The organism is Butyrivibrio fibrisolvens (assembly GCF_023206215.1).
In the GTDB taxonomy this organism is placed as follows: Bacteria; Bacillota; Clostridia; order Lachnospirales; family Lachnospiraceae; genus Butyrivibrio; species Butyrivibrio fibrisolvens_C.
Map to the genome: position 1 here is coordinate 2,804,435 of NZ_CP065800.1, position 13,704 is coordinate 2,818,138.

8 protein-coding genes are annotated in these 13,704 nt (G+C 38.8%); 1 reads left to right on the plus strand and 7 read right to left on the minus strand.

What is annotated here, in order from left to right:
* Positions 1 to 9: 9 nt before the first annotated feature.
* Positions 10 to 1,152, minus strand: coding sequence for an IS110 family transposase (locus I7804_RS11600; RefSeq protein ID WP_331477806.1), 1,143 nt, complete (start codon positions 1,150 to 1,152; stop codon positions 10 to 12).
* Between the two features lie 634 nt (positions 1,153 to 1,786).
* Here I7804_RS11600 and I7804_RS11605 point away from each other — a divergent pair.
* Complete coding sequence (locus tag I7804_RS11605; protein ID WP_248403622.1) at positions 1,787 to 2,875, plus strand: GGDEF domain-containing protein; 1,089 nt, start codon at positions 1,787 to 1,789, stop codon at positions 2,873 to 2,875.
* Between the two features lie 81 nt (positions 2,876 to 2,956).
* On the opposite strand, the gene I7804_RS11610 is transcribed toward I7804_RS11605, so the two are convergent.
* From I7804_RS11610 to I7804_RS11635, 6 genes are all read right to left on the minus strand, one after another.
* On the minus strand, positions 2,957 to 3,877 hold the full coding sequence (locus tag I7804_RS11610; RefSeq protein WP_248403623.1) for a hypothetical protein: 921 nt from the start codon (positions 3,875 to 3,877) through the stop codon (positions 2,957 to 2,959).
* A gap of 215 nt (positions 3,878 to 4,092) precedes the next feature.
* A complete protein-coding gene (locus I7804_RS11615) occupies positions 4,093 to 6,216 on the minus strand; it encodes a SpoIIE family protein phosphatase (protein WP_248403624.1) in 2,124 nt (707 codons plus the stop codon).
* Between the two features lie 111 nt (positions 6,217 to 6,327).
* A complete protein-coding gene (locus I7804_RS11620; protein WP_248403625.1) occupies positions 6,328 to 7,266 on the minus strand; it encodes a D-alanine--D-alanine ligase family protein in 939 nt (312 codons plus the stop codon).
* Between the two features lie 3 nt (positions 7,267 to 7,269).
* On the minus strand, positions 7,270 to 9,246 hold the full coding sequence (locus I7804_RS11625) for an MFS transporter (protein WP_248403626.1): 1,977 nt from the start codon (positions 9,244 to 9,246) through the stop codon (positions 7,270 to 7,272).
* Positions 9,247 to 9,254: 8 nt separating this feature from the next.
* Positions 9,255 to 11,447: an ATP-binding cassette domain-containing protein gene (locus I7804_RS11630; protein ID WP_248403627.1), complete on the minus strand. Its 2,193-nt coding sequence runs from the start codon at positions 11,445 to 11,447 to the stop codon at positions 9,255 to 9,257.
* A gap of 39 nt (positions 11,448 to 11,486) precedes the next feature.
* Entirely contained in the window at positions 11,487 to 13,661 is a 2,175-nt protein-coding gene (locus I7804_RS11635) for an NHLP family bacteriocin export ABC transporter peptidase/permease/ATPase subunit (protein ID WP_248403628.1), read from the minus strand.
* Between the last annotated feature and the right edge of the window lie 43 nt (positions 13,662 to 13,704).

The following is a 13,704-nucleotide window of genomic DNA, read 5'->3' on the forward strand; positions in this document are numbered from 1 at the left end:
TTAATCCCGCTATTTTAGCGTGTTTTTGCACTTTCCCTCATTTTCTTTCTTGATTATATAATTATATACAGCAGCATCTTTGGGCGCCGGATGACTCTTAAGTACCCTCATTACTTCATATCCTACTTTTCGTAAAGTTGATGATCCTCTCTTTGTCATCCTTCGATTTGTGCCCACAAATTGTCCTGACTCGTAAGGCGGTGGATCTATACCGGCACAAGCAATGAGAGCTTTTGCACTATGAAGTTTTCTTACATCTCCTATTTCTGCAATTAGTTTTGGCGCTAGCACATCTCCAACACCACCCATTTCTCTAACTGTAGAGTATTCTGGTAAGGACTTAGCAAGAACCTGCATTCGTGCTAATATAGTAGCCAAGGAGCTATCTATAGCCCTTAATACTGATACTGCTTCCTGTACTAACATTTTGGTCGATGGGGTACTGGAAGATAGTGTAGGAATACCACCGGATGCTAATTCATAGACTTCTTCAGCTTTGGATATGCTCCGGTGATATTTCTTTTCTTTTGCCCAGAGAAGGTACTCATCTTTGAACTTTTCAAGACCCATGGAAGTAATTACATCATAATGCCAGAACTTTTCCACAAAATCGCTTAACTTGTCCTTGTTGCTTGATTCGTTCCAGCTATTAAACTTTTTCTTGATTCCAGGCATGACATAATCGAGGATATGAGTTAATTCTTGTAAAGCCTTAACATGGAGTTCCATATAGTACCTATATCTGCGCCCTAGCAGCTTCAGCTCAGCATATACCTCTTCGGCACCTTCATACTTTTGGAGTTTAAACCACTTTTCAATTCCATAATTAGCAATCATGACCGAATCAAGTTTGTCAGTTTTTGCACCCCTAAAGTTGTTATCCTTTGCGAATGACCTCATCACAAAAGGATTTACTACAGATACGAAATAGCCTTTCTCTGTAAGATAAGTCAATACTGGTAAGTGATAGATGCCCGTTGCTTCCATGACTATACGTATTTCACCATCTAACTTCTGGAGAATACTATCGAGTCCGTCTAGCCCCTTCTCAACATGTTGCATTTCAAAAGGACTGCACACTATTTCTCCATACGGCTTAAGTATGCAGACAGTGCTTTTTCCTTTTGATACATCAATTCCAACACTAATCATTCTGATCCTCCTCCAACTATAAATAGTAATTGCTCCAGCCACACTTATTACCATTCAGTTTAGTTGGTTACGCGGGTGTTTCTCCCTACCTGCTTAAGCGAATGCTTATAATAAGGGGTTGGCTAACGGTTTATGTGACGGATGCGCTGATCCAAAAAGAGCCACGTCAGACCAATTACTCCCCTTATTATAAAAAAATAAGTGCAGATGTCAGAGTTAATTACTCTCTAGCAACTACACTTTTATGGTACTAAAAAGAGCTCCTATCAATTGATCAGTTTTGCCAGGCATAGCACTGAAAATGAGAGTACTATATATGGATCATCGGTATAATTAAACACATAAAATAAAGTTTTAGCCGGAGGTAGCCGGGAGTAGAGCGCGATTTTTATCTCTTCGCAAAACGCGAGTTTTACGAAGAGATGCACCTAAAAACGCAACCTGCCGCAATTTTCCCTTCTTTACCGTTATTTCCATGTTTTGGCCCCATCGTCCTTGCTTCTAACATCATAATCACTTTCAGATAATTATTTCTGATTATTCTTCCGATATATAGAAAGCACTATATTTTTTAATCGATATCTAATATCCATTTACTAACGCATACATCGATCCTTAATTAAACAGGTATATTATGGTGGATATATTCAATAAAATAAAGCAATTGCTACTTCCAAAGAACAAGGATGAAATCAACGACATAATCGATCTGAGCAATATGTCATCTGTTAAGACGATATGCATAATTACAGCTATTGTCGGAGTTCTTTCCATGCTCAGATATTTTATACTTTATTACAATAATCTATACGTTAATATAACAACAATCGCTACTATAGCTGTCATATTGCTAAGTCTTATCATAGCCGGGCTCTCAGAACTATTTCTAAAAGGCAAGATCCATGGACATAATGTGTCTGTATGTATTGTATATCTATGTATTATAGTAATATCTGCGTTCTGCTTATATACTTCATATACTAATTACAAGCTTGACAGGCAGATCCTGGTCTTATTTATAGCTAATATAAGTATAATATCTTTTATCCTTATCACACCTTTATACCATGTATTATTACTGATTGTTGAGAATCTGTTCTTCTACGCTCTTTTATATTGCTATGATGGAGCCAAGGATATAGTATTTATCAATGCTCTTCTATATCTGGTTGTAATTGTTATAGTATGTATCATCAGTTATCATCGAATGATCGATTCAATCATCGCGACCTATGAAGCCAGACAGCTTGCTGAGGATTTTTATATAAAGTCTTCTATAGACCAGCTAACAGGGCTTATGAACAGATATGCTCTGGAATCTATCAAGATCAAAAAAGGCGTAACTACGCATGTTGCTATGACAGATATAGACCTTTTTAAAACGTTCAATGATACTTTCGGGCATTTAAAAGGTGATGAAGTTATCAAAATGGCAGCATCTAATCTCTTCATAGTATTCAGGCGCAAAGACTGCTTCCGATATGGCGGCGATGAATTCCTTATCATGACTACAAAGCTTTCTGAAGATACTTTTAAAAGCAGGTTATCAACCTGGGCCAAAAGAGTCTATGGTACCAAGGTTGAAGGAATAGATACTCCAATAAATGTTAGCTATGGCGTTGCTTCAGGCGTTATCAATACTAAGGAAGATCTAATGGAACTTATTGAAAAAGCTGATAACGAACTATATAAGATAAAGTCAATAAAGCATAATAATACTTGATCTGCTACATTTATTTCAAATATAAAAAAGCGGATAACTAGAATATAGCTATTTATCCGCTTTGATCTTTAGATTACAGACTTATCTTCTAACGCTTTTCCTAAGCTCTTCTCTTTTCTTGGCTTTATCAAGAAGCCTTTTTCCAAGCTCGCCTTTTACAAATACCTGACTGTCTTCTTTGACAAGAAAATACATATAAGAATCAACCACAACCGACTGCGGAAGTCCTCTTCCAACAAGTTTGAAATTCCTAAAGCCTCTGTTTATATAGTCATGCATCTGATTTCTTGATATAAATGCAGGTTTATTCATACAGTCTGCGAAGGTTTTCTTTTCCTGTCTGTTAGGACAAGGGAAAGGCTTGGCGACTTCGTATTGAAGTTGTTTCATGGCTTCATCACGATAATGCTTAAGGCGATTAGGACAATTAGGAAAACAGATTTCATCTACAAGTATCTCGACTCTGTCTGCCATAGGTTCAAGTCCTTTTAAAACTTCTTCGTTATGATTCATGTCATAGTCCAGTACTACCATGAAGTAATCCTTTTTCAGCTCATCATGAAGCTTATCGGGATCTGTTATTCTTTTGGTTGTTGATGAGATAAATTTGAAATTTGGATAATTTTTTCTAAGGTACTTCTCCAGGATATCTGTGTTGACTAATACCTGATTTTTGCCATTATCGGCCATTTGCATTATTAGATTGCAAAAAGTGTCATTAAGGTGCCTTTCCTCTATTAAAGGATTGGTCCATGTGAAGCGCATTGGTACATTTTTGGAATTATAAAGCTGAATAGTTCGTTCGATCTCGTTTTTAGAACAAAAGCCAAGGACTGTTCTACCCCCATTCCAAATGGCTCCCGGGAACGTTCCATAAACGCTTCCGACCCGGTAATTGTCATAAAAACAATTTGGATATTCCTGCATAACATCAATAAGAGTGCTATTCAGGTCTCGAAAAACACTAAAGCCCGGCAAATGCCAGTAGATATAATCTTCCATCCCCCATATTTTCCCTTCTGCTTTTTCGTCTATTATACTACATTTTGACATGTTTTCCATTGGGAAATATGGAGAAATGGGTAATTGAGCACAACTAAAGTTCCAAAAGCCGCACCACATCCAGCATTGTGCACATACGATATATTACATTCACCTATGTATCTAGGCCAATACCATGCAAATGTCACAGATTCATTATGCAAAATTCACACAATTTAATCTTTATATTTCATGAATTTAAAGCTTAGCATAGTGATATCATCAAACTGCGGCGCTTCCTTAACAAAAGCATCGATATCTTTCCTGATTGCAGGAAGGAGTTTTTCAGGATCAAGATCCATATGACTGTTAAGAAATCCGGTCAGTCTATCCATGCCATAAAGCTTATTGTCCTTATCAGTTGCTTCTGTAACGCCGTCAGTATATTGATAAAAACAATCCCCGGGTTCTATGGTAAAAGTACCGGTCTTATAAACCATATCTTCCATGCCGGCAAGTACTATACCTGCCTTTATCTTCATTTCTTCATACTTGTATGTTCCATCTTCAGTCTTGTGCATAAGGAATGGATGCTCATGGCCGGCATTCACATATCTTACTTCACCATTTCGAAGATCTACAACAGCTTCATATGCTGTGATGAAAAGACCACCCTCATTGGATTCGCACAGAATATTGTTGACTTCTTCAAATATGGTGCCGGGTTCTATACCTGGCTGTGTGTGATCTTTGATAAGGGTCTTTCCTATAACCATGAACAGAGCTGCCGGTACGCCCTTGCCGGATACGTCAGCAACTACCATAGCAAGATGATTCTCATCTACATAGAAAAAGTCATAGAAGTCGCCGCCAACTTCCTTGGCAGGAGCCATTGTAGCATAGATCTTATACTCTTTTTTCTCAGAATATTTTGGAAATATAGACGGAAGCATGCTTGACTGGATCTGAGTTGCCACACTTAGCTCGGTACTGATTCTCTCTTTTTCTGCTGTTGCAGTCTTTACATCTTCCATATAGGTCTTAAGATCATCCTGCATCTCATTAAATCTTTGAGCCAGACTTCCGACTTCATCACCGCTTTCTACAGGTATCTTATGGTCGAAGTTACCTTTGCCGATTCCTTGTACATTCTTGGCAAGGACCTGCATCGGACGTGTTATGGTACCGGATACTGCAAAGGATACAAGGATGAGGATAATACCTACAACTGCAAAATATATAACAAAAAGCTTATTGATATTAAAAATCCTGGTCTGCATAAGTTCCTGAGACTGCTGCGTCATTAAGTCGCTTTGCGCTTTGGCATTGTCAGCAGGACTTGTAACTTCGGATGTATTGATGCTGGCGCAAAAGATCCAGCCAGTTTCTTCAAGCTTTGAAAAGGCTATATAACTGTTGATTCCTTCATATACTGTTTCTATTATTCCTTTATTAGAAGTAGACAGCATATTTATAAAATCATCATTGTCAAAATGGGCATAGATATCTGAATAGAAGGAATCGCTATCCATATCATAATGAGCTATGAAGTTATAATCTGCATCTAAGATAAAACAAGTACCTGTATCTCCGATCTTCATAGACATAACATCATCTATAAGATCCTGAAGAGCTACATCAGAAGCTACTACGCCTTTGATATTGCCGTCTGCGTCTTTATAATCAATAGCCGCAGTGATGCAGGTATTACCATAAGAATCAAGATAAGTCGGAAGCCATACCAGTTTTCCATCATTAGAAACTGCTTCTATATACCAGTCGCGTACTCTGGGATCATAGTCAGGATTGAACTGGTTGGATCTGGAGTATCTGTAAGATATCCCACTTTCTGTTCCTATGTATATATTGTTGAGCATACTGTTGCATTCAAGATATGGAGCAAACATGTATTCGGAATTGGATAAAATGCTGACTTCATCTTGAATCTTCTGCGTATTATCAACTCCTTTTACAAGGAAATACTTGGAAGAAGCAACTCCCATAACGGTCTCATCAGGTGCAGGGATTGCCTTGCCCTTAAAATTGTCACTATCTTTATACAGACTGTGTATATACATCGAAGACTGCGTTACTATCCTATTTACAGAATAGAACTTCTCATTGGCTGCCTGAGCCTGCTTATCAACGATTTTGACAAGATAATCTTCGGCCTGATCAAGGAGCGAGTCTTTGGCTATTGTCGAGGAGTTAAGCCCAAGTGTGATATTGGTGTGCTCGAATTCCTCCACCATAGAGTTCATAAAATAATAAGACGCCCCGAAGATGATAAGAAGTGAGCCAAGGGACATTATCATGATAACAAGAAGGATCTTAATACTGATTTTCATATTTCTAAACATATTTAACCTCATGTCGCGAGCAAAATAAGTGGCTTATAGGGTTCAAATTGATGGAGCTCGCGGCATCAATCTGTTTTTGAAAATGGAACAATCTCAAAATTAAGCCTACGGTTAAATTGTATATTGATTAAGCGCAGTCAAAAGAATATCTTCTATAAAATCTTCATATGCTATACCCATAAGCTGCGCTTCCCTGGGCATTAGAGAATTCCTTTTCAGCCCCGGAACGGCGTTGATCTCAAGTACATATGCCTCATTACCTGTATCCGAAACCATAAAATCAACTCTGGCAAGGCCTCTTGCATAAGTGATATTCCAGACTTTCCTTGCTGTTTTTAATATTTCATCTTCAAGCTCTTTTTCCAATGAGCTTTTTGCTATGTCATAGTTACCTGTAAATACGATAAGCTGTGGGTCATCAGGCCTGTTTGAAGAAAAAAGATCAAGATCTCTTCCCTCTACAACAGGAAGAGACACTATATCTCCTTTTCTTTCATATATACCTGCTGTATAGAATTTCCCATTAATATATCGTTCCAAAAGGATCGGATCGTCATATTTAAAGATGTCTTCAATCTTTGGAAGATCGTCAGGTCCTTGGATCAAGGTTATCCCATAACTTCCGCCCTGAGTCGGCGCCTTGGCTACAAAAGGATATCCTAAGGCATCAAAATCAAAATCGCCCTGCATGAATCTTGACTTATACAGAATCTCCCACTTTGGAGTTCTGATATTATATTTGTCAAAAAGAGATTTGCACAATATCTTGTCATTTATAAGGCTTGCAGCCCTCATTCCGCTTCCTGTATAAGGAATCTTCTCATGCTCCAGCATACCTTGAAGAGTACCGTCTCCGTACCCCTTGCCCTGAGTACAGACAAAGACAACATCCGTACCTGCTGCCTTGATCGTAGCCATAATATCCATGCCAAATTCTATAAGTTTTGTCTTGTAGCCTTTTGAATTCAGGGCATCGGCTATATCATGAGCATTTTGTGAAGAAGCACATCTTTCTTCAGAAGTTCCACCATAAACAATACTGATATTCATAAGCTATGGTCTCCTATTATGATGCAGTTCGTTTTTCTTTTTCCCAAGTATTATGAATAAAATAGCCATCAAGCCGAATATAACCGCCAGAAGCCTTATACCGGTCTGGTATCCTATCATGATAGCTGCAGCAAATACAAAGGGACCTATCATCTCTAACATCTTCTTGGTAAAAGACAGGACCGACAGCGATCTGGAAGCGCCCAAATGCTCTATAGCCGGAAGACTTAGATAATAATTGTTCTGAACGCCAAATCCAAAACTGTCAGCAAGCCCCAGTAATCCTGCACCAAGGAAAGGAAGCAATATGCCTGATCCAAATCCCGGTACCAAAAGACTTACAGCTATCATAAGAATATATACTATATTCATAGTCTTTAAAGACTTGTCTGCAGCTGTTATAAGGAACATAGATAGCATAGGTCCCGCATATACAATAATGATTCCATATATCAGCTGTGCACGTCCTACATCTGTTGTAGATGCTCCCATATTCTGGAAATACAAGGGCAGATAATATGTTAGATAAGATGCGGCGATGCTTGCGGGAGCTATCATAAGTATTACAAATATTATTGCCTGGATTTTCTGAGCAAAAGGAATAGTATCACTTGATAAAACTTTGCCTTCTTTAGTATCTGTATGTGAAGAGTCAACGCCTTTCTTAGCATTATTCGTATTTTTACGAGGAAGGATGGAATTCTCAAGCTTTATTATAAAAAGTGAAGTCATGATCGTAAGAACTGCTGATATGACAAATACTGTCCTATATCCAAATATATCTGCAAGAATGGCACCCAGAGCAGATCCACAGTTCATACCGGCATATATACCTGCGTTTAGAAGTGCAAAGCCAAGGAGCTTTTCCTTTTCATCTTTGCCAAAAAGTGACAGATTCCTAAGAGTCATCCAACACAGGCCATAGCCAAGACCCACCACTGCTCTTGATAATATGAATACTGGCAGATTTGGTGATACTGCAGATATAAAGGTTCCTAGGGCAACAAGTATAAGGCCTGACATAAAAGGCAGTTTCCAGCCCTTTCGTTCGAGAATAATAGTAGTAATAAAAATGGCTGAGCATGTAAGAAGCGTCTCAGCAGATTGCGGAAGACCTGCTGCCGTGTTGTCAGATATAAAAGAAAGCGGATTTATAAGCTCTTTGGCCATAGTAGGTATGAAAGCTGAAGACAGTCTTGATGCAAAGTAAAACACAAATGAAATCTGCCTTATATAATATAAAGCACTGATCATCTTACTTTGATCATCTTCAACAGCAGCCGTGCCAAGTGAATTATCCGTAATAGATGCTTCTATCTTCCTTTGGATGATCCTAAGCATCATAATAACAATCTCAACTGAAAAAAATATCGAGGTTACAAGTACTGTCAATAAGTCAAGGATTTCATTTCTTAATTCATCGTGATTGTAGGTTCTGTCTATTATGAATTTGATACGCCTACCGTCTCCAAAAGGAAAAGTATAATTATCCTCTACGGACAACGTACCAATAAGATTTTGATCAGAAGAATGAATGACATTACCATCTTCATCTAAAACCATGATATCGGTTATAGAGAAACTTAGAAGGTGCGTAAGATCACGATCCAAGTCCTCATCAGTTGATCTTTCTGCAACTGTAGTAGCATATCTGATCTTGTCATAAACCTGATAATTAAGGATCTGGTTATGCACGGATATGATCTCAAAGAAAAAAGCCATCTGGATTATAACAAGTACTGTGATCAAAATAGCATTGATATTAACCGTTTCCAGCTTTCCATAAATATTGAACACAGGACCTCTGGCAAAAAAAGCTGCAAGACAAATAATAGCTATAATAGTAAGTATGATCAAAATATTGAAAGGCTCAGTAGTATACTCTGAAGGCTTACCAACATTCAGCACCCAGAGGAAAACTGCAACCAGTATTATCGTTAGCGTAGATCCGGCAAAAAGGTATGCTCTTATCTTATTCATACATAACCTCATTCGATGGTTGGAACTACAGTCTGATCCTTTAAAAGTTCATAGAAAGCGCCGCCAAGAGCCATAAGCTCGTCATAGGTGCCTTCTTCTTTTATATTACCATTTTCAAGAAGTATTATCCTGGAGCATTGTCTTATAGTTGAAAGCCTGTGTGCTATGATGATCCTGGTACACTTTAGTTTATCAAGCGCATCGCATACATGCTTTTGAGTTGTATTATCAAGAGAGCTGGTTGCTTCATCAAACATAAGTATCCTGGGATTACCTGCTATCGCTCTTGCAATAAGGATGCGCTGCTTCTGTCCTCCAGACATATTGCTTCCGTCTTCTGCAACAAGCGTAGCCATACCCATAGGCATCTTTCTTATATCATCAGCAAGACCTGCTTTCCTGGCTGCTTCCCAGGCATCATCAATTGATAATCCCGGAGCTGCAACAGCAATATTGGAATATATATCTCCTGTAAAAAGAGAACCATTCTGCATTACAGTTCCTATCTTCTGTCTTAAGGATTTTAGATCTATAGAGGATAAATCCTTGCCATCATAGAAGATTCCGCCTTTTTCAGGTTCTTCAAATCCCAGCAAAAGTCTAAGAAGTGTAGATTTGCCGCATCCTGTTTTGCCAACTATAGCCACATACTCTCCGGGCTTAATCTTTAGAGATAGATTGTCTATGACAGGAGGCATCTCGCTGGAATATCTAAATGTAACATTATTAAGTTCAATAGACCCGGACAGACTTTGAATAACCTGCTTGTCCTGACTGATCTCAGGTTCAGTTTCAAAAATAGGCTTTGCCATATCTATTACAGGACTAAGCTTGGCTATAGTGGCAACTGCAGTTGTCAACGAGCTAAGTGCTCCTGATACAAAGGCAAATCCGGTAGTAAAAGCAATATAGTCTGCGGCACTGATTCCGTTTTTATAAGAGATTACGTATAATACTATGGTTCCTATAGTTGACACAGCTGTATTAAGAACCGGGTATATCTTTAGAAATGTTGGCGGATTATAAGCATGACGCAGCATCCTTGCATATATTTCTCCCCATTTGGCAAAAGCTCTTTTCTCTGCGCCGGATAACTTGATCTTATGTATGCCGCTTATCATGGCATAAGAAAGTCCCTGTTCCTTGGCGGAGGTCTCCATGTGCTCTTTGGTTATAGGAATCTGCATGTATACTGCCAGAAGAGTTATCCCTGATTTGATGAGCGTTATTATAAGTGCAGGAATAACTAAAAACGATGCATAAAAACTAATCTGTATCAGGTAGGTCAATGATATGACTGCTGTAAATATCGCTGACAAACCCGAATTAAATATACTGTTGATGATCATGGCGATATATTCACTTCTTCCTGCCAATTCACCAGCACTGAACTTTCTGAAAAAGTCTGAAGGAAGTGATAATATACGCATCATGGTCGCAGCCTGAAGATTGATATCAAGCCTTGTGGATACTCTTACAAGAACTATCTCTTCGACAAGCTCGAACAATATCATACTGATCTGTACAAGAGTAAGAAATACACCTATCGCAAGTAGTGGTATGATCTGTCCATAATCGATCACTTCACCAAATATTCTCTTTGTAAGTGAAGTTATGATCATACCGGTTATCGTGGTTAACACAAGCATGGTAACATATATAACCACGTCTGATTTATAAATGTTCTCAGCTGCATAGATCATAAGATCATGCATACCGATCTTGCGCATTGGAAGAGGCTTATAGAAAGCGATAGCCTTTTTTTCAATAAGATGTTCATTAAGTGTTGTAACTTTGACCCTTCTGCCTAGCTTATTGTCATAAAAAGTATATCCTCCAAGATGCCCTGGAATAAGAGCAATAACGGATCCATCATCTGATCTTACAGCCAGCATGGCACCTGTAGCATCATCAAACCACTCTCCTGTCAGCTCAACTTCCCTGTGCATGATGCCATGAGGACGAAGGAGGTATTCCATCTCGTCTTCGGGCTTATCTATATTGTTTGGAACTTCCGAAGGAACGATATGATAGAAATACATGATCTCATGCAAAGCTTCCCTTGTGGCAAGCGAATCGTCGCCAAGGATTTCTGACAAGCGCTTACCGGTGACTGCACTTGCAATCCTAAGAAAAGCTTCGTCAAAAGCTTTCTGATCGGCCCTATTCCTTTCTTTTATCTGTTCATCAAACCATCCCATGTGATTCTCCGGATTCGTTTTTTTCTTGTGGAGGTACTTCTATGTCCCCCCACAAAACTCCGCATATTTACCCTTCATAGCATAGAGCTGATCGTGGGTCCCCTGTTCTATAATGCGTCCATTATCAAGGACTACTATCTTGTCACAATCACGTACAGTAGATAATCTGTGAGCTATCACTATACAGGTTATACCTCTGTTTTTTATTGCTTTTACAACTTCTTTTTCAGTCTTGGCATCAAGAGCACTGGTTGCCTCATCCATGATTATTATTGTTGGATCCTGAGCAAGTACTCTGGCTATTTCAATTCTTTGCTTTTCACCGCCTGAGAGATCTTTGCCACCTTCGCAGATCCTGTATTTATATCCTCCGAGACGTTTCATTATATCGTCGTGTATCTGAGCATCTCTTGCAGCAAGGATCATTTCAAAATCCTCAATAGAGCTGTCCCACATCTTGATATTAGAAGCTATCGTATCTTCAAAAAGAACAATATTTTGATCTACAACTGCAAGAGACCCTGTGAAAACACTTCTATCTATCTCTTGTATATTTTGGCCATCAAATAGTATCTGCCCGCTCCAGGGAAGATACAGACCTGATAGCAGTTTAGACAAAGTTGATTTGCCGCATCCGGAGGCTCCGACTATTGCTACACTTGAGCCTTTATCAATAGTAAGATTTAAGTTTTTGATCAAAGGTTCATCTAGCCTTGAATATCCGAAGGTCAGATCCTTTATGATAATATCGCCGGATAACTTATCATAACTGTGTCCGGCGTCTTCATTTAAACTATAACTCACAGGGTCATCAGGATATAGAAGTACATCATTCATAAGATTTATATCTGTCTCCATCTCCTGAAAAGTCTGCCCTGCAGATATCAAGGTTCTTGCGGGAGTCATAAAAGATGAAACGAAGCCTTGAAATGCAACCAGCATACCTTCTGTAAAAAGGCCATTGATAGTAAGCCATATACCAAGAACCATGATGACAGAATTATTGATCGCACTGATAATAGCCGGAATAGTCCCCATCACATGCTCAAGCTCTATATAGTTTACGTTCTGCTTATTGGCAGCAGCCTGTATCCCTGACCACCTTTCAAAGAAACTGTTCTCGGCTCCGCTTCCTTTTATAGTCTCTATCATGCTGATCCCTGAGACTGTACTTTGATATAATCTTGCATTGTCCATAGCAAGAACTTTGGCAAGATCTACTCTTTTATGAGTTATGATCCTTGATACTGTAAGATTAATGATAACTGTGACTATGCCTATAGCCGATAATATATAGCTGTATCTGATCATTACAATAAGGTAAAAGATCATCATGCCGCATTGAAGGGCAAGCGGTGATATGACATTAATGAGTCTGGAAGCTATACCCTCATTGGTGTTTTTGCGCTGCTGTATATCACCTGCCATCCTCTGGGCGAAGAACTCCATAGGAAGATGCAGAACCTTCCACATGTATGTCGTGGCACCTATAGATGAAAACTTACCTTCGATCCTTAGGCTGTTGATAGCAGATATGAAGCTTACTACGATTAAAACAATTGATATAACAGATAAAGAAGCAATAAAGGGAATGAACCATCGCGGATTATTGCCCGTTAAGATCTTGTCCAAAAAGATTCTTGAGTATCCTGACAGTATGATTCCCGATATGGCTATAATCACAGATGTGATCACAGAAAATGCGATCGCCTGTCCTGTACCTTCTAACCTTTCTTTGATAAAAGAAGATATTTTGAAAGGAGAACCGGAAGGTTCAAAATCTTCAGAAGGCTCGAACATAAGAACAACGCCTGTGAAGCCTTCATCAAATCTGTCCATGGACATTGTAATACGGCCCCTTGCAGGATCGTTGACATAGACTTTGCCGTTCTTAAAACCATTTACTACTATAAAATGATTGAATTCCCAGAAAACTATGCATGGAAAATGACCGTTTTGCTTAAGTTCTTCAGGTTCAAAACGGTATCCTTGTGCCACAAGTCCAAGTTTTCTTGCAGCTATTAGTATATTTTTGGCATTGGATCCATTTCTGGATACGCCGCACATAAGACGCATCTGATCTAGCGGGATCCATTTATCATAGTACGCAAGTACCATGCACAAAGAAGCTGCGCCGCATTCTGTTGCTTCCATCTGAATAGTCATAGGGACTTTGGCAACTTTATGCACAGAAGGCTTATTGATTTTTTTCATATTATGTTTTCTTTCTTGAATTTCATATTCAAGAATGTATTGT

Coding starts and splice junctions, on each gene's coding strand:
- I7804_RS11600 (WP_331477806.1), bottom strand. CDS start 1,152: ATGATTAGTGTTGGAATTGATGTATCAAAAGGAAAAAGCACTGTCTGC.
- I7804_RS11605 (WP_248403622.1), top strand. CDS start 1,787: ATGGTGGATATATTCAATAAAATAAAGCAATTGCTACTTCCAAAGAAC.
- I7804_RS11610 (WP_248403623.1), bottom strand. CDS start 3,877: ATGGAAGATTATATCTACTGGCATTTGCCGGGCTTTAGTGTTTTTCGA.
- I7804_RS11615 (WP_248403624.1), bottom strand. CDS start 6,216: ATGTTTAGAAATATGAAAATCAGTATTAAGATCCTTCTTGTTATCATG.
- I7804_RS11620 (WP_248403625.1), bottom strand. CDS start 7,266: ATGAATATCAGTATTGTTTATGGTGGAACTTCTGAAGAAAGATGTGCT.
- I7804_RS11625 (WP_248403626.1), bottom strand. CDS start 9,246: ATGAATAAGATAAGAGCATACCTTTTTGCCGGATCTACGCTAACGATA.
- I7804_RS11630 (WP_248403627.1), bottom strand. CDS start 11,447: ATGGGATGGTTTGATGAACAGATAAAAGAAAGGAATAGGGCCGATCAG.
- I7804_RS11635 (WP_248403628.1), bottom strand. CDS start 13,661: ATGAAAAAAATCAATAAGCCTTCTGTGCATAAAGTTGCCAAAGTCCCT.